Source organism: Pseudomonas faucium (genome assembly GCF_021602585.1).
Lineage (GTDB): Bacteria > Pseudomonadota > Gammaproteobacteria > Pseudomonadales > Pseudomonadaceae > Aquipseudomonas > Aquipseudomonas faucium.
The window spans coordinates 41,728-64,882 of the sequence record NZ_BQIP01000027.1 but is presented as its reverse complement, the minus strand read 5'-3'; the positions used below and the strand labels follow the sequence as shown (position 1 = coordinate 64,882).

Annotated in this window: 19 protein-coding genes and 1 pseudogene; 3 read left to right on the top strand and 17 right to left on the bottom strand. The window is 61.5% G+C overall.

What is annotated here, in order from left to right:
* Nucleotide 1 precedes the first annotated feature (1 nt).
* From L6D75_RS23840 to L6D75_RS23830, 3 genes are all read right to left on the bottom strand, one after another.
* A complete protein-coding gene (locus tag L6D75_RS23840) occupies nucleotides 2-865 on the bottom strand; it encodes a pirin family protein (protein WP_176517614.1) in 864 nt (287 codons plus the stop codon).
* 73 nt (nucleotides 866-938) lie between these two features.
* The gene (locus L6D75_RS23835) at nucleotides 939-1,838 is read right to left on the bottom strand and encodes an alpha/beta fold hydrolase (RefSeq protein WP_176517613.1); all 900 of its coding nucleotides are present in this window, start codon (nucleotides 1,836-1,838) and stop codon (nucleotides 939-941) included.
* Nucleotides 1,839-1,862: 24 nt separating this feature from the next.
* On the bottom strand, nucleotides 1,863-2,489 hold the full coding sequence (locus tag L6D75_RS23830) for a LysE family translocator (RefSeq protein WP_176517612.1): 627 nt from the start codon (nucleotides 2,487-2,489) through the stop codon (nucleotides 1,863-1,865).
* A 125-nt stretch (nucleotides 2,490-2,614) separates the two neighbouring features.
* Here L6D75_RS23830 and L6D75_RS23825 point away from each other — a divergent pair, with 125 nt between their 5' ends.
* Nucleotides 2,615-3,094, top strand: a complete 480-nt coding sequence (locus L6D75_RS23825; protein WP_176517611.1) for a GNAT family N-acetyltransferase — start codon at nucleotides 2,615-2,617, stop codon at nucleotides 3,092-3,094.
* Nucleotides 3,095-3,127: 33 nt separating this feature from the next.
* Here L6D75_RS23825 and L6D75_RS23820 read toward each other — a convergent pair whose 3' ends face one another.
* The 14 genes and pseudogenes from L6D75_RS23820 to L6D75_RS23755 form a co-directional block, all read right to left on the bottom strand.
* Nucleotides 3,128-6,424 (bottom strand): ImcF-related family protein, encoded by a 3,297-nt coding sequence (locus L6D75_RS23820; RefSeq protein ID WP_176517610.1) that lies wholly within the window; start codon nucleotides 6,422-6,424, stop codon nucleotides 3,128-3,130.
* Complete coding sequence (locus L6D75_RS23815; protein WP_176517609.1) at nucleotides 6,421-7,536, bottom strand: hypothetical protein; 1,116 nt, start codon at nucleotides 7,534-7,536, stop codon at nucleotides 6,421-6,423. The genes L6D75_RS23820 and L6D75_RS23815 overlap by 4 nt, the downstream gene beginning before the upstream one ends.
* Before the next feature lie 45 nt (nucleotides 7,537-7,581).
* Nucleotides 7,582-7,848, bottom strand: coding sequence for a PAAR domain-containing protein (locus tag L6D75_RS23810; protein WP_176517624.1), 267 nt, complete (start codon nucleotides 7,846-7,848; stop codon nucleotides 7,582-7,584).
* A gap of 71 nt (nucleotides 7,849-7,919) precedes the next feature.
* Nucleotides 7,920-8,693: a hypothetical protein gene (locus L6D75_RS23805; protein WP_176517608.1), complete on the bottom strand. Its 774-nt coding sequence runs from the start codon at nucleotides 8,691-8,693 to the stop codon at nucleotides 7,920-7,922.
* Nucleotides 8,690-9,463, bottom strand: a complete 774-nt coding sequence (locus L6D75_RS23800; RefSeq protein ID WP_176517607.1) for a hypothetical protein — start codon at nucleotides 9,461-9,463, stop codon at nucleotides 8,690-8,692. The genes L6D75_RS23805 and L6D75_RS23800 overlap by 4 nt, the downstream gene beginning before the upstream one ends.
* Nucleotides 9,460-10,233: a hypothetical protein gene (locus L6D75_RS23795; RefSeq protein WP_176517606.1), complete on the bottom strand. Its 774-nt coding sequence runs from the start codon at nucleotides 10,231-10,233 to the stop codon at nucleotides 9,460-9,462. Before L6D75_RS23795 ends, L6D75_RS23800 begins: the two co-directional genes overlap by 4 nt.
* Entirely contained in the window at nucleotides 10,230-10,994 is a 765-nt protein-coding gene (locus L6D75_RS23790; protein ID WP_176517605.1) for a hypothetical protein, read from the bottom strand. The genes L6D75_RS23795 and L6D75_RS23790 overlap by 4 nt, the downstream gene beginning before the upstream one ends.
* Nucleotides 10,995-11,025: 31 nt before the next feature.
* Complete coding sequence (locus L6D75_RS23785) at nucleotides 11,026-13,062, bottom strand: lipase family protein (RefSeq protein WP_176517604.1); 2,037 nt, start codon at nucleotides 13,060-13,062, stop codon at nucleotides 11,026-11,028.
* Between the two features lie 10 nt (nucleotides 13,063-13,072).
* Nucleotides 13,073-13,597, bottom strand: a complete 525-nt coding sequence (locus L6D75_RS23780) for a hypothetical protein (RefSeq protein WP_176517603.1) — start codon at nucleotides 13,595-13,597, stop codon at nucleotides 13,073-13,075.
* 1,081 nt (nucleotides 13,598-14,678) lie between these two features.
* Nucleotides 14,679-16,943: pseudogene (locus tag L6D75_RS23775) on the bottom strand (type VI secretion system Vgr family protein); the annotation flags it as partial.
* 119 nt (nucleotides 16,944-17,062) lie between these two features.
* Nucleotides 17,063-17,815: an HvfC family RiPP maturation protein gene (locus L6D75_RS23770; RefSeq protein WP_176517601.1), complete on the bottom strand. Its 753-nt coding sequence runs from the start codon at nucleotides 17,813-17,815 to the stop codon at nucleotides 17,063-17,065.
* A complete protein-coding gene (locus tag L6D75_RS23765) occupies nucleotides 17,808-18,647 on the bottom strand; it encodes an HvfB family MNIO-type RiPP peptide maturase (RefSeq protein ID WP_176517600.1) in 840 nt (279 codons plus the stop codon). The genes L6D75_RS23770 and L6D75_RS23765 overlap by 8 nt, the downstream gene beginning before the upstream one ends.
* 65 nt (nucleotides 18,648-18,712) lie before the next feature.
* Nucleotides 18,713-19,240 carry an HvfA family oxazolone/thioamide-modified RiPP metallophore gene (locus tag L6D75_RS23760; RefSeq protein WP_176517599.1) on the bottom strand — a complete coding sequence of 176 codons (528 nt, stop codon included), beginning with the start codon at nucleotides 19,238-19,240 and terminating at the stop codon, nucleotides 18,713-18,715.
* A gap of 184 nt (nucleotides 19,241-19,424) precedes the next feature.
* On the bottom strand, nucleotides 19,425-20,201 hold the full coding sequence (locus L6D75_RS23755; protein WP_176517598.1) for an IclR family transcriptional regulator: 777 nt from the start codon (nucleotides 20,199-20,201) through the stop codon (nucleotides 19,425-19,427).
* Nucleotides 20,202-20,325: 124 nt separating this feature from the next.
* Here L6D75_RS23755 and L6D75_RS23750 point away from each other — a divergent pair, with 124 nt between their 5' ends.
* Both L6D75_RS23750 and L6D75_RS23745 read left to right on the top strand, forming a co-directional pair.
* Nucleotides 20,326-21,750 (top strand): amidase, encoded by a 1,425-nt coding sequence (locus tag L6D75_RS23750; protein WP_176517597.1) that lies wholly within the window; start codon nucleotides 20,326-20,328, stop codon nucleotides 21,748-21,750.
* An 89-nt stretch (nucleotides 21,751-21,839) separates the two neighbouring features.
* Nucleotides 21,840-23,150, top strand: a complete 1,311-nt coding sequence (locus L6D75_RS23745) for an MFS transporter (RefSeq protein ID WP_176517596.1) — start codon at nucleotides 21,840-21,842, stop codon at nucleotides 23,148-23,150.
* Nucleotides 23,151-23,155 lie beyond the last annotated feature (5 nt).

Below are 23,155 nucleotides of genomic sequence, written 5' to 3'. Positions count from 1 at the left end.
ATCATGCCATTTGCCCGAAACGCCCGGCATGGAAATCGTCGAACGACTCGGCGATCTCCGCCTGGCTGTTCATCACGAACGGGCCGTAACCGACGATGGGCTCATCGATCGGCTCGCCGCTGAGTAGCAGCACGCTGGTGTGTTCCAGCACCTGCAGGGCCACACCCTCGCCCGCCCGGTCCAGCAGCACCAGGCTCGCCGGGCCGGCATCACGCTCGCCATTGACCCGCAGCTTGCCGTTGAGCACCACCAGTGCGGCATTGCGCCCCGCGGCGACCGGCAATTGCAGCTGGGCACCGGCGCGCAGGCGCATGTCCCAGACGTCCATCGCGGTGAAGGTGCGCGCAGGCCCCGGCTGGCCGGCATAGCTGCCGGCGATGACGCGCAGGCTGCCCGCGTCGTCCTGCAGCGAGATGAGCGGAATATCCGCATCGAGCAGCGTCTGGTAGCCCGCTGCCGCACGCTTGTCGCGAGCCGGCAGGTTGACCCACAACTGCACCATTTCCAGGGTGCCACCGCTCTTGGCGAAGGACGGGGCATGGAACTCTTCATGGATGATGCCGTTGGCGGCAGTCATCCACTGCACGTCACCCGGGCCGATCAGGCCGCCGGCGCCGGTGGAGTCGCGGTGTTCCAGCTCGCCCTGGTAGACGATGGTCACGGTCTCGAAACCCCGGTGCGGGTGCTGGCCAACGCCGCGCCGGGCACTGGTCGGGGTGAAGGTGTGGGGGCCGGCGTAGTCCAGCAGCAAGAACGGGCTGATCTGGCTGGCCAGGTTGTCGTAGGTGAACAGGCTGCGCACCGGGAAGCCGTCGCCTACCCAATGGGCATGCGGGCTGTGGTGGATACCCAGAATCTTTTTCATGAGAAGTCTCCTCTCTTGGCTGGGTTAACCTTACCAGTGCGCACAATCTGTCAGTAGACAGCTGAAATGGCACTCATCGTCCCACAAGTGGAACAGTTGAGCCGTTTTGCAGAAAATCCACCACCTGTTGCGCCGCCGTGGCCGAGTCTTCCTGCATGAAACAGTGCCCACCGGCCACTTCAAGGGCGCTCACCTGCGGGTTGATGCGAGCCAGGCGTTGCACCGAACGCGGCACGAAGGGATAGGTGCGCGCGCCATACAGCACCAAAGTCGGCACTTCGATGGCGGCCAGTTGCGCCCACATGCGCGCCGGGAACGAGCTGAAGATATCCACCTCACGGCTGGGCCGGCACTTGAGCACCACGCCTTCGCCACAATCGCCCAGGGCGTGCTCGACATAGGCATGCAGCGCGGCAGCGCTCCAGCCCTTGAAAATCCCCCGGCCCTGCAGCGACGCCAGCGCCGCCTCGCGGTCGGGCCAGTGCGTGCGCCGGCTGGCGGCCTTGCGCGCCAGGGCATGGCTGCGGTGCAGGCCCAGGCGCGCAGCGATGCCCATGGTGCCGATCATGCGCCGGCTGAACAGCACCGGATCGAGCAGCACGGCACGCGCGAACAGGCCCGTTGCACTGGCCAGCATCAGCCCGGTGAGCACGCCACCAAAGCTGTGCCCCAAGGCATGGCGGGGTACGTCGCCGTACTCGCCGCGGCCACTTTCGAACGCTTCCAGCGCCAGCGCCGCCGTGCGGTTCCAGCCGCGAAACTCGCCGCCGTGGTCACTGTCGCCGTGGCCTTGCACGTCGCACAGCCACAGGTCGAAATGCTCGGCCAGGTCCATCAGCAGCGGCAGGTAGGCCAGGCAGCAGAAGCCGTTGCCGTGCACGAAGTGCAGCAGCGGCTTGCCACTGGGCTCCGAGCGCCAGCCGCGCAGGGTGAAGCCTTCGGAGCAGTCGTGGGACCAGGGAATCAATTGCATCGGTTTACTGTACTCGGCGGTCTATCAGGGTGCCGATTCTACAAACAGCAGCGGATAAAGCGAAATCACCAGCAGCAAGGCCATCAGGACATTGAACAGCATCAGCCAGCGCGGGTTCTGCAGCAGCTTGCGCAGTGCGCTGCCGAACATCACCCAGATGCCCACACTGGGCAGGTTGACCAGGGCGAACAGCGCGGCGATGACGATCACGTTCATCACATAGCCCTGGGCCGGCGTGTAAGTGGTGATGGCCCCCACCGCCATGACCCAGGCCTTGGGGTTGACCCACTGGAACGCCGCCGCGCCGAAAAAGCCCATCGGCTTGCGCGCATTGGGCGAATCGGCGCTCAGCGGCCCGGCGGTGGCGATCTTCCACGCCAGGTACAGCAGGTAGGCCGCCCCCACGTAGCGCAGCACGGTGTACAGCACCGGCCACGCCTTGAACACCTCGCCCAGCCCCAGGCCCACCGCCAGCACCATGACCATGAAACCCAGGCTGATGCCCATGGCATGGGGGATCGAGCGACGCACGCCAAAGTTCACCCCCGAGGCCAGCAGCATGGTGTTGTTGGGCCCCGGGGTGATCGAGGACACGAAGGCAAACAGCATGAAGGCCGTGAGCAGGTCGGCAGAGGCAAGCATGGCAGGCATTCCAGTATCGTTATGAGTGCTGTCACACTAGCGCAGTCGCCCTGCCCTGCGACCGGTACAGTTATGGTTAATTACGCAGATACACATCACTGTACCGCCACCTCTGCAGCACAAGGAACCCAAGCATGAGCCTGACCATCCGCCCTGCGGTACGTAATGATGCCGCGCAGATCCTGGGCTTCATCACCGAGCTGGCCGAGTACGAGCGCGCCCGCCACGAAGTGATCGCCAGCGTCGCCGATATCGAGCGCACCCTGTTCGATGACGGCGGCACGGTGCACAGCCTGATCTGCGAGCGCGACGGGCAGGCGATCGGCTTTGCCGTGTACTTCTACAGCTACTCGACCTGGCTGGGGCGCAACGGCATCTACCTGGAAGACCTGTACATCACGCCCGAGCAACGTGGCGGCGGTGCTGGGCGTGAATTGCTGCGGCACATCGCCCGCGAAGCGGTCGCAAACGGCTGCGGGCGGCTGGAGTGGAGCGTGCTGGACTGGAATGAGCCAGCGATCGGGTTCTATCAGTCGCTGGGGGCTGAGCCGCAGGATGAGTGGATTCGCTATCGGCTCGATGGCGAGAAGCTGCGGCAGTTTGCGCAGGGGTGAACAGCGCCGGTTCGCTGCTCTGGGGGCATCCCATTAGTGAGCTTCTCGCATAGCAAAACCCTGCACGTTTGCGTCGCCCACCAGAAAGATGTCCCGCGGCAGCGTGAAGCCCCGCAGCTCAAGCAACGCCAGCGGCCCACCGGCCAACTCGGTGCGCAGGTGCCAGGTCAGGCCGAGACCATCGGGTGCCTTGAGCACCACGCGCATCTGGCTGCCGCCATCGTCGAGACGGGTCACCTGGGCCTGTTCGAGCAGGCGTATCAGGCCCCAGGTGCCCTGCAGGTCGGCGAACAGGCGCTCGCCTGTGTGCACGCTGGCCCAGCTCAGGCTGACGCCGGGATAGTCGCTCTGCCCCGGCCAGCGAAAGCGCTGCCAGCGCTCGCGCTGGTTGAAGTAATGGTGCTTCTCGCCATTGAGGATGAAGGTGGTCTGCACCACATCGCGCACCGGCTTGCCGCGCAGCTCGAAGCTCAGGCCCATGCCACCGTCGGTGTAGAGCACATCCGCCAGCTGGCTGAGCTGGTTGATCGCCGCCAGGAACTGCGGGTTGAAGCGCAGGCCCTGGCTGTAGCGCGGGTCGGCCACCCAGCGGCTGCCTTCCTTGCGCAGCAGCCCCGACAGCTGCTCGCGCAGGAACTGCTCGATGCGCCCTGAGTCGGCGCGGATCATCTGCCCCAACATGGGCAGCGACGCATCGCTGGAGGTGACGGCAAAGGGGTAGCGGCCGGCGAATGCGCCGTTCCACTCATCGACCACGGCGCGTTGCCAGTTGCGGTTCAAGCCGGCGGCCGAGGGTTGCAGCACGCGCTGCCAGGCCTGGTCCAAAGGCTGCACGAACAGGGCCTGCGCAGCGCCGCCCCATTCGGCGCCCAGGCTTGCGGCGATCAGGCTGCCGTAGGCCTGGGTTTCGGTCAGGTCGACGCGCTTGCCCTGGAACACCGTTTGCGCCAGGGCTTGGGTCATGGCCTGCGGGTCTGGCGCCTGGGTGACCTGCTGCAGCTTCAGGCGGGTGCTGGTCACGCGGGTGAGAAAGGCCTGCAGGCTCAGGCTGTCATCGCGAAGCTGCCCTTCCGGTTTTTTGCCCAACAGCGTAAGTAGCGGCACGAAAGTACTGTCCAGCGGGCCGTTCTGGCCCTGGGGCAATTGTTCGATGAGCGCCGGCTTGTCCTGGCCGATCAGGTTTTGTGCGGACTGGATCAAGGAATCGGCCAGGGCCTGGCCACGCATGCCGGCTTGGCCCTGATACGCCAGGGTGTTCATCAAGGCGATCAGCGGCGACTGGCGGGCATCGCTCATCAGCGTGAGCTGAGCGATCACTTCGTCCAGGCTGCCTCGCTGCTGCCAGCGCAGGCTGTTGAGAAAGGCCAGCCAGGCGCTGCCGTAGTCCTGAAAGTAGCGCGCGGTCAGGCGCTCGCGGAGCTGATCGGGGCTGAGCTCTGCGGCGAGGGTTTGCGGGTTGTCGCTGAGCACCCAGTCGATTTGTTCGCGGCGCGCGTTGGCGGCCTCGTCGATGGCCTGGCGCACGTGGCCTTCCCAGGCTTGGCGGGTGAACACGCCGGGGACGCTGGCCGCGGTGTCGAACAAGGCGCTGGCATCGGTGTCGCCAACCAGCTGCTCAAGGCCCTGCGCCGGGTAATGGTTGGCCGCCGCATCGAGTGCGCGCTCGTAGAGGCTGGTGTCGGCGTTGCGCTGGCCGAGTTGGCCGAGCAGCACCTGGCGAACCTGGGCGATGAGCCTGGCGTCGGCCTGGATGGCCCAGTCGGGGTTGGCGGGCAGTTGCTCGGCGAAGAAGGTCCACAGGGTGGGCTCGGCAGCGCCGAGGGTGCGGACCAGGAAGGCTGCGTCGGCCTTCTCCGGGCGGGCCAGCATGAGGTAGGCCTTGAGCTGGTCGTAGGCCTGCTTGGCGCGCTCGGCACGTTGCGGGCTGCCGGGGTTGAGCTTGAGCAGGGCGGTGAGTTGGCTATGCAGGGTGGCTGCGGCGGGGTCGCGGAGCAGATGGTTGTTGGCTTGTGTGTAGTGTGGCCACAGGGCGTTGCGCAGGGGCTGGGCCTGGTCGAGGCCGAAGCGTTGGTACCAGGGGGTGCCGTGGGTGGCGCGGTAGTCCAGGCGCGATAGCTCCCGGGCCAGGGCGGTCAGTGATTGCGGGCCTTCACCTGGACGCTCCAGGGCAGCCAGAGCGGACTGTGCGCGGGAGACTTCCATACGGTTGGTGGCGTAGGACAGCAGCAGGCCTGCGCCCCACAATGCGGCCAAGCCCAACATGGCCGAGTAAGCGACTCGGCTCGAGCTCCAACCTAAACGTTGCAGGTTGGCAGAGCGCTCGCCCAGCACGCCGAGCCAGGCCGGGTCGGGCAGCCAGTGGTGGTCCACGCTCGACCTGGCCGTTGGCGGCTGCGGCAGGCTGAACCATACCCCCTGCAACGAAACCTCGCGTCTCACCAGCACGATAGCCATCATGGCTCGCCACCGGGCAATGCCTTCGGCCTGCAGGTCACGCGACAAGCGCAGCAGAAAATCATGATCGAGGGCTTTGTGCAGCTGCAGCAAACCTTGCTCACGCAGCGGTTGCTGCAGCTTTTGCAAAAGTACCTCAAGTTGCGTCGCGGTAATGGTTGCCGGCAGCCTGCAACCGATCGGTTGCACTTGGCGCGCGTGTTGCGGCCACTCACTGTCGCAGACCTGCCACACATGCAGCGGCAATTGCCAGCGCACCTCCCTGGCGAGACTCTGCAAGCGGCGAACGCCGCTGCTGACTGCGCCGAGGTCACTGCTCTGCGCCCTGTCCAGTACCCAGACCACACCGTCGATTGCACGCCAACGGCTGAGCTCACGCCAGGGTGTGAGCAACGCTTGCTCAGCGTGCACACTGCCACCCCACAACAGCACCGTGTCGTGCCCTTCCAGCCAGTGCTGCTCGGCCAGGCCAGGAGCAACGGCCTCGATCTGCGCGGGCTCGCCCACGACCAAGAGCAAGCGAACCTTGCGACGCCAAAAGAAGCCGTAGTCTGCTTTGAGGTGGTCAAGCAAATCCGGAACATCGCGTGCCGATTGGCGCGGCGAGGTCATAGGGTGTTCTGCTGGAGGGAAGACCTTATCGATCAACCCCTGCTTCTGGTCGTTATTGCGTTTGAGTTGCATCAACAGCTGCAACGACAGCCAGGCAAACCAACACGCAGCCGTTATCAGCAACAGCGCGAACAGCTTCTGCTGGTTCGCCACTAGCCCGATGCGATCTCCAAAACGCCAAAGCACCCACCCCAATGCAGCGATCAGGGCCACTATCCAGACGGCCAAACCCGCGCTGCGCCATGAACGACTCGGTGTTTTCATGCTGCCTCCCCCGCAGTCACGGTGCCAATCCAACCTCCGGCCCCTTCTTCGGCCAGTACCAGCAAAGGTTGGCGCTGATGCTGAACCACTTCAACGCCCAGCGCCGCGACCAACCAATGGCTGAACGGCCCCGACAAACCGCACCAGTGCTCTTGAATCCACAGAGGTGGATGCAACGAGCAGCCATGGACGCGCGCTGCGGCGAACAGCTCTCCAGCCATTGGCTGCCAGGCCGCGCTATCAGCCAAGAGGCCTGTCGCCTGGCAAGCATTCGTTTGGGTTTGAAAGAACAGTGACAGCTCGCTTTTCAGCGAATCGACCGCCAATGGCATCGGGCGTAGCAAGCCGCCCAGCCTTGGCAAATCACATTCACCCGCCAAATGATCCGGGCACAGCAGCAGTGCGGCCAGGCCGTCGGAATAGGCAGCGCCGCCCTGTGTCTGCAGCACTAGGACCAGCTCAATGGCTGCACTCAAGGTCTTCAGCGTGTCGTCTATCCACTGCAACGATAATTCGCCGGCAACGGTGACCGACGAAGGCAGCGGTTGGCCTGTTGCACTCGCCCAGCGTTGCTGCAAGGCACTGCCAAGCAGTTGATGTTGTTCGGGTTTTGCATCACTCAAAAGGGTCACCCTGAGCGCTTGCGCAGCAGGCAATGCCCGAAGGGATGGCGCGAGCGCCGATAGCAGAAGCTCCAACCCGGCCACCGCCGGCGCCTGCTGTTGAGCCAAGGCAGCGATTCGCCGGGCCTGCCCAGTACGTGGCGGTAAGTCGCCGGGACCTTGTGCCAGCACCCTGGCCGACACCTGATCAGGCAGCAATACACAACTGGCATGCACTGCCAGAGCGCGATGTGCCCACTGCTGCCAGGCGGCCTGTGCAACCTGCCCCTGCTCTTCGAGAAACTGGCGATGGTTCACGGCACCGCCATGCACATAGGCCCGTGCGGCGAAGGCCAGGAGCCAAACGGCCAAGGGAGAGCCCGCCAGCAGCCAGACATTCGCTGCCTGTAGCAATGGGAAACGGCCAGAGGCGTAGAGCAAGAACAGCAGGACGCCGGCAGCCAGGGCCAAGCCTGCAGCCATTAACCAACGGCCCAGTATTATCGGCATTGGCGCATCCAACCGCTCAGGTGTGTGTCGGTCCCATCCCATGGCTTATCCCACCCCACATTCGCAGGTGCTGGCTATCACCCGGCAACCGCATTCACTGCGGCAGTTGTCCACCACCAACGCAACACCGTTCTCGGACCAATGCTCGCTACCCTCGACGATCGGATTGGTTCCGTGGCCGGGTATTGGGCAACTGACCTTGTCGCCTACCAGAGCGACTGGTTTGCCATTCACTAGCGTCGTGGAAGAAGCCGAGATCACGCTTCCGTCGTGGGTAGTGCGGTCACCCAGTAGAACAAATGCTTGCAACATTTCAGGTAGCTCCGGTATTGAGAGTGTTGGCCGATAGAGGCGAGCAGCAGACAAAACAGAATGCGCCAGGCTCATTTTGATGCCTCGGCAGCCAGGCGAATGGCCTGTAATTTGCGAAAGCTGGGCTTATATTGGATTTCGGGTGAGCGGCTACCATCGGGGTAATAGAAAATAGTTTGGTTGCCTTCGCGCTGTTCTTTGGGCTCTATAGAATGCGTCAAATACCCCGAGTGGAGAATAGGCTCAAAATAAACTTTCCTCGCCTGCACGGCCTGATACTTAACATATATAAAGCCCTCCCCTGTCAAATTCACACTTTTCTTATACCCGCCAACAAATCTCTCATTAACCCAAGGATAATAGTCCAGCCTAAGCACCAAATCCCCATCCACTTTTTTATCAGCGCCACCTCGCCCTGAATCATTATTATCGAAGATGACGACCACTCCCCCTCCAGCACCGTAGTAAACGCCCTCACCGAAACTTGTTGGATTTTTATACATCACACCGAAGGTGACGTTGCTCAGGCGCCAATCGCACGCCCCGCCGCCGTCCACCGCCAACTTGGCTTCGTACAAATCGGTCAGGCCCTGACGCGTGGGCTGAATATCCATGCGCTTGTACCCATCACGCTTGTAAGGTATTCCACTCGCCATGTAATCCGTGAACGTGCAGAGCTTCGAACGGTATATGACTTGCATCTCTTCCGCTATAAGCTCTTCAGGCACCTTGACGGTCACCGTAATCTGCTCCCCATCCATGACCGGGGCAAGACTCTTATCAATGGCGCATCCCGCTAGACCGAAACACAGCAGTAACAAACCACCCGCCAGGCTAGAACTCATTTTTTCCCCTCAGCCGCTAGACGAATAGCTTGTAATTTTCGATAGCTGGGCTCGGTTTGAATTTCCGGTGAGCTACTGCCGTCGGGATAGTGAAAAATAATTCGAGCGCCTATTCGCTGTTTTTTCAAGCCCACCGAACGCGCCACGAACTCAGAATGGACAACAGGCTCATAATAAACATATCGCGCCCGTGCAGCCTTATACTTTATGTATATGCTACCCTCCCCCTTCAAGCTAACACTTTTTCTGTAACCCCCAATATATCTTTCATGCACCCAAGGGTAAAAATCTTGCTTTAATATCAAATCACCTTCAACTTCCCTATCCGCACCGCCTCGGCCCGAGTTGTTATTATCAAATATAACGACCACTCCACCCCCTGCACCGTGAACCGCGCCGTCGCCAAATAGGGTGGGGGTTTTATATCTGACGCCAAAAGTCACATTACTTAAACGCCATTGACAAGACCCGCCTCCGTCTACCGCCAATTTGGCTTCATACAGGTCGGATTGCCCCTGACGCACGGGCTGTATATCAGTGCGCTGGTATCCATCACGCTGGTAAGGCACACCACTCGCGCTGTGATCAGTAAACGTGCACAGCTTCGAGCGATATATGACTTGCATCTCTCTCGCTACAAGCTCTTCCGGCACCTTGAGGGTTACCGTAATCTGCTCTCCATCCATGGCAGGGGAAAGACTCTTATCAATGGCGCATCCGGCAAGACTGAAGCACAGCAGCAACGAACCACCCGCCAGGCTAGAAGTCATTCTTTCCCCTCAGCTGCTAGACGAATAGCTTGTAATTTTCGATAGCTGGGCTCGGTTTGAATTTCCGGTGAGCTACTGCCGTCGGGATAGTGAAAAATAATTCGAGCGCCTATACGCTGTTTTTTCAGCCCCACCGAACGCGCCACGAATTCAGAATGGACAATAGGCTCATAATAAACATATCGCGCCCGCTTAGCTTGGTGCGTTGTATAAATATAACCCTCCCCCTTCAAACTAATACTTTTTTCGTATCCGCCGATATATTTTTCATGCACCCAAGGGTAAAAATCCTCTTTCAGAATCAAATCACCTTCAACTTCTCGATCCGCTCCACCTCGACCTGAGTCGTTGCTATCAAAGATAACAACCACTCCACCCCCAGTACCGTAAACCACGCCTTCGCCAAATAGGGTGGGGGTTTTATACCTGACGCCAAAAGTCACATTACTTAAACGCCATTGGCAAGCCCCGCCTCCGTCCACCGCCAACTTGGCTTCATACAGGTCGGTTTGCCCCTGACGCACGGGCTGTATATCAGTGCGCTGGTATCCATCACGCTGGTAAGGCACACCACTCGCGCTGTGATCAGTGAACGAGCACAGCTTCGAGCGATACATGACTTGCATCTCTCTCGCTACAAGCTCTTCAGGCACCTTGACGGTTACCGTAATCTGCTCCCCATCCATGACCGGGAAAAGACTCCTATCAATGGCACATCCGACAAGACTGAAGCACAGTAGCAACGCACCACAAGCCATACTTAAATTCATTCTTTCTCCTCAGCAGCCAGGCGAATGGCTTGCAACTTACGAAAGTTGGGCTCAGATTGAATTTCCGGTGAACTGCTGCCGTCGGGATAGTAGAAAATGGTCCGCTCGCCTTCGCGCTTTTGTTTTGGCTCTATAGAGCGTGCAACAACTCCCCAATGAACAATAGGCTCAAAATACACTTCCTGCGCCTGCAGAGCTCGATACTTTGCATAAATATGACCCTCCCCCTTCAAACTGACGGACTTCTCATACCCCCCAATAAATCCCTCATGCAACCAGGGATAAAACTCTTGCACCAAAACCAAATCGCCATCAACGTTTCTATCCGCGCCGCCGCGCCCTGAGTCGTTGCCATCGAACATCACGACCACTCCACCTCCTGTACCGTAAACCACACCGTCGCCAAAACTATCCGGATCTTTAACTCTGATTCCGAACGTGACGTTGCTTAGGCGCCATTGACAAGCCCCACCTCCGTTCACCGCCAACTTTGCTTGATATAAATCGGTTTGCCCCTGACGCACAGGCTGCACATCGGCACTCTGGTATCCATAACGCTGATAGCTCACTCCGCTCGCCGTATAACCGGTGAATGTGCACAGCATCGAGCGGTAAATGACCTGCATATCCCTTACCACAAGACCAGCCGGTACCTTGACCGTCACGGTGACCAACTCGCCGTCCATATTCGGCGCAAGACTTCTATCGCTGGCACAGCCATAGAGGCTGAAACACAGGATTAACATGATGTATTTTTTCAAACATCACCTCACTTTCAAACGCACTTAATTCTCAGGAGAAATTTTTCTCATAGTAAGCTTCGGGGTCTGTCACAAGATCAAATCTGGACAGTGCATCATCACCCCCCTCAGCTTTTCGCGTCACCATCAAAGCTTGGCTGAGCCGACTGTGCAGGTCGAGAAACCTACGATTACGCGAATACTCATCCGCAGGGATTTTCCCAACATTATCGTTCATCTGTTGCTCGAACTTCTGCCGCTGAACCTGACGTGCTTGTATTCGATGCGGGTTAATAGACTCTAACAATTGGTTGTGCAGATAAGGTTGATACTCTGACATGAAGTGATTGGTGATACTTATCCGCCTCCCCATCCTAGGGTTGCTATAAGGCTGGAAAAATCTGTCCTTGTTTTCCCTATCCAACGAATTGATCAACCGTTTCTGGGCCTCCTCCGCCTTTGAACTCTCCGCTTCGTCCAGGCTAGGAACTAAATAAAGCTTGGCTTTTTCCTGAAGCCGATGAGAAATGGTCGTGTGGTAGGGCGCACCCAGCCCCTCCTTGTTGAGATAAGCGGGAAACTGTGAACCTCTGCGCTGAACATGCTGATCAGCCACATAAAACAACGCAATCTCACCGTGATGGCTAAACGGATCACCGTGATTGATAACGGCGCTGGCTGTTAACTTCATTATCGACCAGACAAAACCCAGGCTGGTGCCCAATGGCCCGTACAATTTGTATAAATTACTGTCCAGATCGGCTTCTGGGGGGACGCGCGGGACGACATCAGAGTCATTGACGTGGCGAAAATGAATGATTTCATTCAAGCTTTTTACAGCATTAATTGTAAAGGCACGTGGCATCCCGTAGGTATACAGCACAGGATTAAACCTTTTAATTGAGGCGGAATGGATCAGTCCCAATGCACCGCCCAAGCTATGACCACATATAAAAGTCCGTCTCACTTCCGCACGAGAAGGAATGATCCTTTCTAGATCATCTGAATATACTTTTTTAGCGATTTCAAATCCATCACGAAACCCCAGATGGACACGACCTTGCGCCGTCAATTCAGGGCAAGGGACGCTGGACTCACAACTTACAGTTGCTTTCGACTCAACAGGCCGAAATGACAAATCGGTTATTAGATCATCAACTCCATCTGTTTCAGTCCCGCGCCAAGCCACCAATACCTGGGCCGCACTAATGGCATAAAACAGTTGAGTATGACCTTCCGGCGGCTCAGCCAGGCTAGTATCCAGCAGTGCTGCAACGGTGTAACGCTCACTGAAGGGTACATCTGCTACCAAACATGGCCACGCCTGCCCGTTGTCCCACACCCGCGGCGTGCGTGATAGATCCATACATTGGAGGTAAAAAAATTCCCTGACCGACCCCTTATCCAATCCAAGCGACTTACTGTAAGACAAGATACTCATCAACCCTAAGTTGTAAGCATTGGCCAGGCTGTATTCACGCTGATGGTGCAGCACCAGGGACCAGGCGCGCAGCGGACAAACCTCCAGCACATGGCGGCGGTTCAAGCCCTCGTAATCAACGCTAAATCCCTCATAACTGGAGTCCGGAAAGTGAAAGGCCGGTGGCGAACCTGGGTCCGTCAGCGGCGGGTCGAAGTGGGGCAGTTGATCGCACAGTTGCCCAATACGCAGGTAATGGTAGGCATGACCTGCAGCCTGCGCTTCGCGCTCAATCGGCGAAAACCCTGGACGCTGCGGCCCATGCAGCGGTGTAGGGTCGCCCAAGCCCGGCCGGGCGGGTTCGGGCCGTTCGGCACGCAGCCGGCGCGTCGACAGTTGCTCGGCCAACGGGTCGGCGGCCATCTTGAGGCTGATGCGAATCGGGTGCAGGCCCTCCAGGCGTATCACGCCCTGGGCATCGCTCACCCCTGTGTATAGTGGTGCACATGCCGCACGCGTGGCGTCGTTTTCGGCGCGATAGGGAATGCCCGCCAGCGGCTCCCCCCGCTCATCGAGCAATTGAAACTCGAGCCAATGGGCTTTCTGCTTGCCACAAATAACTACTTTGCTCGAGCCCAGTGTATCCGTGCGATGGAGAAATTCGTTCACACGCTCATCCTTATTCGCTAACGTTATTGTCTTTAGTGGCCTTGCAAGGCGCGCCTAACTTTTCGCGACTTGATGACGAGGACCTTTTATAGAACTCGAACATGCCGCCCCTTCCCTGACCCACACAAAACGCAACGGTGTAGACATCGGTAGACTGCAACGCACTGTGCAACCTGAACGAATAAGTGTTATTCATCGCCAACGCCAAGGGACGTTCGTTCGCGCCAAGTTTCATCAACTCATAGGCTTGCGGAACAACGCCATAGGTAAAACACTCGCCCGGTTTCAACATCAATGGCGTAGCCCCCTCCTTCAGTTGCAGCCCCCACACGCCTGCGTTCCGGGCAGAACGTTCAGTCAATATCACCCACCCCACCGCAAATGGAGCCTTCGCACGTTCAGGCAAACAGAGGGCTGGCTGGCCATTTACCGAAGTTAAATCGGCAAATGCCAAATGCCCCGAAGGGGTGGCATTTACTGCAGAGCCGAGCACGCCCGAGCAAACGATAAACGCTGATAAACGCTTCATACTCATGCAGTCATCCGGGAAGATGGGATTTGTCGGCAGGATTGCGCAAAAAATCTGCAACCGTTGTTGCAAGCAGCGCCGGAGGTTTATTGGCATTTGCCGGATCCCAGACACCATGGGGCTGGCCCAACACGCAAATCATGTAATAGTCAGAGAGGATCTCGCCTTGTTGTTCCATGTTGTAATCCGACAACGTGCCACTCTCGGACAACGCATAGCGGTACGCCTTGGCGCCTTGGCTTGATACGGTCAGCCCATGCCGCTTTACCGCATACCCCAACTGGTACTGCCAGACATGCGTCATTTCATGAATGAACAGCGCCTTGTCTCGGTGATCGCTTGTTGAGGAAAAATCATCCCTGTACAACGCGGTGCTTTCGGGAAAGTACATTTTTCCGTTGGGCGTCACTGCCGTGTTCTGCTGACCCGCGAAAACCCACCAGCCTGCGTGGTACACCCAGACCTTGGTGTAATCCACGGCGTCTTTGAACAGGGCCCTGGCCATGGCCATTTCGCCAGGTGTCAGTGGGCGCCTTTTGCCTTTTGGCAACGCAATTTCTTGCGTGGCGTTGCCGAGTTCCAGGTCATTGGTGGCGATGCCGTTATCGGCCAGGTCCACCACCATCGGAACTTCGATGTTTTGTGCTGCACAGCAAAACCCATCAACAGACTGTGGCGGAAAAAGGGTCAGTGCCGTGACCGGCGTTGGCTTATGCGTCGCAATCCGCTGGGTTTGCCCCTGCGCATCCGTGGTACCGGAAAACGCCCGCCCATCTGCCAGTGCAATCGAATACTTGAGGTTGCTGGCCAGCTTCCCATCTTCACCGCGCAAACGCAGCTGTACGTCGTAACCAAGAATCGCTTCAGGCAATTCGATCGTCAGGCCTTCCGGCAACTGGGTATTGACGGCCATGGTCCGGCCGTCCTTGTCGGTTTGGCCTTCAAATACCTCCCCCTCTGCCGTGGTGATCCGGTAACGAGTAAAGGGTAAAGGCGCCTGGGCCTCATCGTTGAGGATGTAACGACCCGCGTAGCCAGACGGCAGCGCCGTGGGCGGGGTATCGAGACTGGCACCCGCCAGTTTCTGTACATGCGCCGACTTGAGGTAGATGTTGCCGGGCGCGCCCAGCTCGATTTCTCCGCCCCTCAAACGAATGTATGCACCACCGCAGCTCAGCACCAACTCTTGCGGTGCGCTGATTTCGACGCGGCCTTCGACACTTTCGATCTTGATATCCGTCTTGGCCAGTGCATGCAGGTGGCCCCCCAGGGCGTGCAACTGCACTGGACCGTTGCCCGCTTTCAACTGCAGGGGGCCTTTGTTCGCAAGTACGCTGACCCGCTCCTCTGCACTTGCCGTGATATCCAGCCCTGCACTGATGTCAGTATTGTGTGCGGCCATCACACCGACACTTTCGCTTCCTGAGCTGACGCAGATGCTTGCCGGACTGAGCAAGCCGATACCCGCAGGCGCATGAAGCACTACACCCGGCTGCGCCAAGCCTTTCAAGGCCTGGCCCAGGCGTGCCTGGCTGTCGGTATCGCTTGCCGTGGACTTGGCTATGCGCGCCGCATTGGCCAGGGAGCGGGCCAGCGACAGTGCGCCCTCTAGTTGATTGATCGCAGCAGCCATGTCCAACTGCTCGCCCTGGGCTTTCGTCTGTTCATCAGCGCTGATGAACAGCCCTTTACCGCCGCGAATCGCGCCCCAGGCATCGGTCCTCAGCTCAAACCCTTCACCCCGCTTCTGCTTCTGCCCATCAACCACATGCCCCAGGTTGAGCTGGCTCTTGCCGCCATGCTCGGAACTCAGCTTGACGTGCTCCTGCCCCCGGGTGTCGTCCATGCGCAGCTTGTTGTTGGCCGGCGTACGCAACACGTTGCGTTGGTAATTGCGCAGGGTCACGTGGTCCGGGTGCTGGCTGTCGTGCAGCGCGTGGGCGATGTAGGGCCGGTCGGGGTCGCCTTGCTCGAATGCCACCGCCACTTCGGTGCCCTGGATCAGCGGCAGGTGCAGGCCGTGGGTGTCGCCGGCATAGGGCCGGGCCAGGCGCAGCCAGGCGCTCTCTTCCCCGGTTTTCCAGGTGTCGCGGTCGAACAGGAAATTGACCCGGTAACGCCCGTGCAGGTCGATGTGGCCATAGCGGTCGTGCTGCAGCGAACTGGTCACCCGGGCCGGCACGGTGCCGGCGATCTGCGGTTTGGGCGCCAGTGGCGGGCGAAAGCCCACCGCGTGCGAATAGGGAATGGCTTCGAAGCGGGCGGTCAGGCTGCGATCGCGCGCAGCCTCGATGACCAGGCGGGTAATCACGACGCCGGGCGCGAATGCCTGGGGCGCGCCACCGCTGATTTTCAGCACCTGCCCCGGCGCCAGGGCTGCACTGCTGCTGACGCCGCTGAGCCGGGTCTGGTCGTTGAGGTACAGCTCGTGGCGCAGGCGGGCGTAGAAAAAACCGCTCTCGCTGAGCAGGTCTTCGTGCTGGTCGAGGGCATCGCCCAGCTCGGCGTAGGGCTCGGCGTAGCGGTAGCTTTCGCCGTAGGTGGTGGTGGCGCCACGGCTCTGGTCGACCTCGCCATCGAGAAACGCGCGGGCCTTGAGGTGCTGGTAGCTGCGCATGTTGATGCGCTGCTCCACCACTTGGTGGCGCGCCTGCAGTGCCCACACCGCATCCTCGCCGGTGCTGCTCAGGCCCGACGGCGGCCGGCACGGCAGCGCGAGGCCGAACTGGTAGCGGCGCTGGTCATCGTGGAACTCGACCACGTCCAGGCGCAGCCGGTCATCACTGCTGAAGCGGTACCAGATGCCGACGTCGGCCAGCAGCCGGGTGATGAACGCCAGGTCGCTTTCGCCGTACTGCATCACCTGCTCGCGGCGGGGGTATTCGCGCACCAGGTCGAAGTGAAAGTGCTGGCCCTCGAACTCATGGCGGCTGCGCAGGATGTGCTCGACGATTTGTGGCACCGACTGGTGCTGGTAGATACGGTATTGCTGGCCGCGGCCCAGCAGCGCCAGGCGCGGCTGCAGGGTCAGCTGATAGCGGGCCTCGTCCCGCGAGCTGGACAGGCGCTCAAAGCCGGTGACCACGCCATGCACGGTGCGCAGCGGTTTGATCTGGGGTGCGGGCAGGCCCAGCAGGGGCAGCTTGCTGGGGGGTGGATGCAGGCTGAAGGTGGCGCGTTTGCCGAGCATGAGCTCGACGGCGATGTCCTGTTCTGCCGAGGTGAATTCCACGCGGTAGAGGAAGGGTTCGCTGAGCTGCTCCCTGCCTTCGAAGGACAACACATCGAGTGCTGCGGCCAAACCCTCCACTGCCAGTTTGTGCTGGCTGTGATCAAAGACGCCTTGCGACATTTTTCGAAACTCCACTGCAGTGAAGTTCCGAACCCTGGCGCACATTCTTTGGTGGGGCCACCCTTCCAGGGAAATATAGACAGCTCCTACATCTGACTGGAAATTGTCCTACATAAAGGTTACATCCTGCGCCGAAAACCGCGACCCAGGGCAACCACCACATTTTGGGCGCGCAAAGCATTCAACAAAGCCAACCCTTGCTGCTCGACCTGCGCCAGTTCAACGCCAGCCCTGTGCGCCAGGGCAGCAAGGTGCTCACGGCCACTGCATCGCTGCTGTTGCAACGACACCAGTAGCGCATGGGCCAGCGGCGCCAAACGCGAGAAGTGCACCTGAAAGTCGGCGCCCCGGTACGCCAGCAGCAGTGTCGGCGCCTGTGGCACCTGCCGTGGAATGCTCCCAGGGCCGATCTGGCTGACCGGCCAGGCATAGGCCAGCGGCATGGCCAGCCCGGACAGCACCGGCACGTCATCGAGCACATCGGCACTGGCATCATCCTTAGGCTCGCAAACATCGCTCAGCAGCAACGCGGTCTCGATCCATTCGTAATGGGCTAACTCCGCCACCCACCCCGGTAGATCTGCGCGAGTTTGCAGATAGTCCAGCAACTCCCCCGCCACCTCCGTGAACAAGGGCGTGGTGCAACGATGGTCGGCGTAAAAGCCTTCAATCAGCGCTCGCCACCGCTCAGGCCCCAGGCTCGCCTGCAGCACCGGAAAACTCCCCGTCAGTAACGTCAGCACGTTGCCAAAGAACAGTCGCCGATACACCGCCAGGCGCCGGGCTTCGATCCCCGGCGGCGGTGGGTTGCCCTGCGGGTCGCGGATGTGGCGGCTCATGCACAGCTGCTGGGCTTGCAGGGTGTCAGCCATGGCGCCGCTGCCTTGCCGGAGCCTGCAAGGTGCGGATGTGCTGCACCTCGCCCAGCAATTCGGCCAGCGGCGGCAGGTTGAAGTCGCGCTCCAGCAACGTCGGGCGCGGGCCCAGGTGCTGGTAGGCATCGCCGAGCAATGCCCAGACATCGGCCTGGACGCTGGCGCCATGGGTGTCGATCTTCAGCCCCGGCGCTTCGTCGTAATGCCCGGCCACGTGCAGGCAGGCCACCCGCCCAGGCGGTAGGCGGGTGAGAAACTCCGTGGCGTCATAGCCGTGGTTGCAGGCATTGACCACCAGGTTGTTGATGTCCAGCAGCAGGTCGCAGTCGGCTTCGCCGAGCACGGCCTGAAGAAAGTCGATCTCGCTCATCGCCTGGTAGGGCGCGGCATAGTAGGAAATGTTCTCCACGGCGATACGCCGGCCCAGTGCGTTCTGCACCTCAAGGATGCGCCGGGCGGTGTGGCGCACGGCTTCGTCGGTGAACGGCAGCGGGATCAGGTCGTAGAGGTGGCCGTCATCGGCGCAGTAACTCAGGTGTTCGCTGAACAGCGGCACGCGATAGTGGTCGAGAAAGCCGCGGATCTGGCGTAGGAAACCGTGGTCGAGCGGCGCCGGGCCACCGAGCGAAAGCGACAGGCCGTGGCAGGCCAGCGGGAAGCGTTCGGCCAGTTGCGCCAGGCCCTGGCCATAGGCGCCGCCGACACCGATCCAGTTGTCTGGCGCACATTCGAGAAAGTCCACGGCCCCGGCGTCCAGGGTCAGCAGTTCGGGCAGCAGGGCTCGACGCAAGCCGAGGCCTGCGCCCTGCAGCGCGGAGGGTGTGTTCATGGGGCAAGCTCCTGGAGGGTGGAGTGTCCTCCCCGGCATGGGCCCGGGGAGGACGCCAGCGAAGGTCAGTCGCGGGCCTGGCTCAGCTTGCTGTAGAGGTCGCTGGGGAACGGCTTGCCGTTGGCGTCGAACTGATGCTTGCGAAACTGATAGACCTCGGCTTCGGACAAGTAGCCGTCGTGATTGGCGTCGATCGCGTCGAATTCGGCATTGGCGCCCGGGGCCTTGGCCAGCAGTTCGGCGCGCGAGACGCGGCCATCGTGGTCAGTGTCAGTGCGTGCGAACGAGGCGTCGCCGCACTTGCCTTCGCCACACTTGCCCTCGGCCTGGGTGGCTTTTGCCGAGGCGCCGCTGGCCCCGCACTTGCCTTCGCCACACTTGCCCTCGGCCTGGGTGGCTTTTGCCGAGGCGCCGCTGGCCCCGCATTTGCCTTCGCCGCATTTGCCCTCCCCGGCCTTTTCTGCGGCGGCCAGCTGATAGCCCTGGGGCAGTGGCTCGACGGCAAAGGCCGAGGGCGTGAGGTTGATGCCGCCAAGCAAGGCGATGCTCAGCAGGCCGAGGCGGGTCTTGGTGGGGCGTTGGATACGGGACATAGGCTGCTCCTGAATGGTTCGGTCATGCCGCAAGGGCGAAATGGGCCTGGCAACGCAGCCGTCTGGCTGGGCGTTGGGGCTGGCTCATTTGGCCTCAGGCCTGTGTCCGGGGCGTATCAGGATGCAGCGGGTTTTGTAAGCGAACGGCTCATGCAGGCGGCGTGATACACGGTGATACACCGGCTCAGCCGAGGGTCACCGCCTGGCTCACTTCCATCAGCAGCGGCACCAGCTCCTGCTGCACCTTCTCCACCGGCCAGGCACTGAGCTGGGCGGTGATGTTGATGGCCGCCACCACCTGGAAGTGCACGTTGCGGATCGGCGCGGCGATGCCCACCTGGCCGACCAGCACCTGCTCGCGGGTCATGGCATAGCCGTTGCGGCCGGCTTCCTGCACCCGCTCCAGCAGCACCTGGCGGTCGGTTTCGGTGTGGGCGGTGTAGGCCACCGGCGCCACCTCGGCCAGGCTCGCCTGCACCCGCGCAGGCGGCAGGTCGGCGAGCAGCACGCGCCCGGCCGACGTGCACCAGGCCGGCATGCGGCGGCCGGGCAGCATTTCTGCGTGGGTCTGGTTGGGGCCTGGAATGCGCATGACGTAGACGATGTCGTGGCCGCTGAGCACGGACAGGTTGACAGTCAGGTTGCAGCGCTCGCGAATCAGTTTCAGCGCCGGCAGCGCGCGGCTGATCAGCGGCGAGGCATTGAGGTACAGAAAGCCCAGCTCCAGCGCCTTGTGGGTGAGGCTGTAGCGCCGCGAGCGTTCGTCCTTGGCCAGGTAGCCCAGCTCGCACCAGGTGTGGGTGAAACGCTGGGCCGCGCTCTTGGTCATGTCGCAGGCCTCGGCCAGCTCGGTCAGGCCCAGCGAGGGCTGGCCGTCGCGGAAGATCTCCAGCACGCGAATGCCTTTTTCCAAGGTCTCGATGAACTGCGGGTGCTGCTGGCGCGGGTCTTTCTCGCTCACGTGGCGGTGCCTCCATTCGGGTGGCCAAGCATAGGCCATCTTGACCGCTGGGCGCGACCTGGCATATACATAGTATCACCCAACAATAATTAGTATTGCGTAGCGATACTTTAAGGAGATTCGAATGCCTGGTCAACCCTCCTCCAACCTGGCCACCCGGCCCGCCTGGGAGCTGGCAGCGCAGATACGCGCAGGGCATTTGTCGGCGCGTGAGCTGACCGAGGCGTGCCTGGCGCAAGTCGAACGGCACAACACGGCGCTCAATGCCCTGGTCACCGTCGATGCCGAAGGCGCCCTGGCCAAGGCCGCGGCTGCCGACGAGCACCAGGCCAAGGGCGGTGCGCTTGGCCCGCTGCATGGTTTGCCAGTGGCGCACAAGGATTCGTTCCTCACCGCCGGCATGCGCACCACCTGGGGCTCGCAAGTGTATGCCGAGCACGTGCCCAGCCAAGACTCGCTGATCGTCAGCCGCCAGGCCGCAGCCGGCTCTATCCTGGTGGGCAAGAGCAACCTGCCGGAGTTCGGCGCCGGCTCGCAGACGTTCAACCAGGTCTTCGGCGCCACCCGCAACCCCTACGCCCCGGCCATGACCTGCGGCGGCAGCAGCGGCGGCGCGGCGGTGGCCCTGGCCACGGGCATGGTGGCCCTGGCCGACGGCAGCGACATGGGCGGCTCGCTGCGCAACCCGGCAAGCTTCTGCAACATCGTCGGCCTGCGCCCCTCCATCGGCCGCGTGCCGAACTGGCCGAACAACAACAGCTTCGGCCAACTGACGGTGGCCGGCCCCATGGGCCGCTGCGTGGCGGACGTGGCCCTGCTGCTGAGCGTGATTGCCGGCGAAGACCGCTGTGACCCGCTGTCCCTGCAATCGGCAACGCTGCCCCTGGATGCGCAGCTGCAAGGCGACTGGCGCGGCGCACGCATCGCCTACAGCCCGGACCTCGGCGGCCTGCCCGTGGAGCCTGAAGTACGCGCCGTGACCGAAGCCGGCGTGCGCCGCCTGGCCGACCTGGGCTGCAGCGTGGAGCTGGCCGAGCCGGACTTCAGCGGCGGCGCCCGCGCCTTCCAGGTGCTGCGCGCGCTGACCTACGCCAGCGGCTACGGCCACCTGCTCGCCAGCCACCGCGCGCAGCTCAAGGACACCGTGGTGTGGAACATCGAGCAGGCCGGCCAGTTCACCGCCCAGGACGTGATCGATGCCGAAGCGGTGCGCGCGCGCCTGTTCCGCGACACCCAGGCGCTGCTGGAGCGGTACGATTTCCTGGTGGCGCCGGTCAGCCAGGTGCTGCCATTCCCGGTGGAACAACCCTTCGTCCAGCAGATCGGTGAGCAGCCCATGCACACCTACATCGACTGGATGAACAGCTGCTCGCTGATCACCCTGAGCGGCCACCCCTGCCTTTCGCTGCCCTGCGGCTTCAGCGAGCAAGGCCTGCCGGTGGGGCTGCAGATCGTCGGCCGCTACCGCGACGAACAGCGCCTGCTGGCCTTCGCCCAGGCACTGGAAACGCTCAACCGCCCCTATGTAGACCGCCCGCTGGCGGGCTGACCCGCAACGCTGGCAAGGCGCGACAGACGCACACACAACGCCGGCTTGATGCCTTTTGAACAATGCCAATAACAGTCAAAGGAAGCCCCATGTCCACTTCACCCCACGCATCGCCCACCCGCGCGCGGCAACCCATCCGCGCCGCCGCCGGGTCGTTTCTCGGCACCCTGATCGAATGGTTCGACTTCTATATCTACGCCACCGCCTCGGCGCTGATCTTCAGCCATGTGTTCTTCCCCGGCAGCAGCCAGCTGGTGGGCACCTTGTCGTCGTTCGCCACCCTGGCGGTGGGCTTTCTCGCCCGCCCGCTGGGTGGGGTGATCTTCGGCCACCTGGGCGACCGCTTCGGGCGCAAGTATTCGCTGATTCTTACCCTGGTGCTGATGGGGGTTTCCACAGTCGGCATCGGCCTGCTGCCTTCGTTCGAGCAGGTCGGCTTGCTGGCGCCGGTGCTGCTGGTGGCCCTGCGCATCCTGCAAGGCATCGCCGTGGGTGGCGAATGGGGCGGTGCGGTGCTGCTGGCCAGTGAGCATGCGCCCGAGGGCAAGAAGAGCTTCTACGCCTCGTTCGCCCAGCTGGGCAGCCCGGCGGGCCTGGTGCTGTCGCTGATGGTGTTTCGCCTGATCACCGAACTGCCCGATGCCGACCTCTACAGCTGGGGCTGGCGCCTGCCGTTCCTGGGCAGTGTGCTGCTGTTGCTGCTGGCGTTCGTGATCCGCCGCGGCGTGCACGAATCGCCCGAGTTCGAAGCCCAGGCCAAGCAGGAAAAGCCCGAGCAGTCGCCGGTCAAGAGCGTGGTTCGCGATGCCTGGCCGTTGATCCTGCTGGTGATGGGTGCCTGCTCCATCGGCATTTCCTCGGCCTACTTCACCAACACCTTCATGATCGCCTACGCCACCCAGTACCTGGGCATCAAGAGCTCGGTGATCCTCGAGTGCCTGTCGGTGGTGGCCATCGTGCAACTGATCAACCAGCCCATCGCCGCGTGGCTGGCGGACAAGGTCGGCGCCGGGCGCTTCCTGCTGCTGACCTCCGCCGCCAGCATGCTGGTGCCCTATGCCATGTTCAGCCTGGTGGCCAGCGGGCAGAACAGCATGATCATCCTCGGCATTTCGCTGGCCAAGGTGTTCTCCTCGGCGTTCTACGCGGTGATCGCCGGCTATATCGTCAACGTGTTCCCGGTGTACCAGCGCTATTCGGGGATCTCGCTGGCGTACCAGGCCTGCGGCGCATTGATCGGTGGCACCACACCGATGGTCGGCACGCTGATCGCCGGCCAGGCCGCGGGCCAGTGGTGGCCGCTGGCGCTGTTCTACTCGCTGCTGGCGTTCATCTCGTTCGCCTGCGTGCTGCTGCTGATGCGCCGCCGCAGCCCGCTGCTGCAGCCCAGCTACGCCTGAGGCAC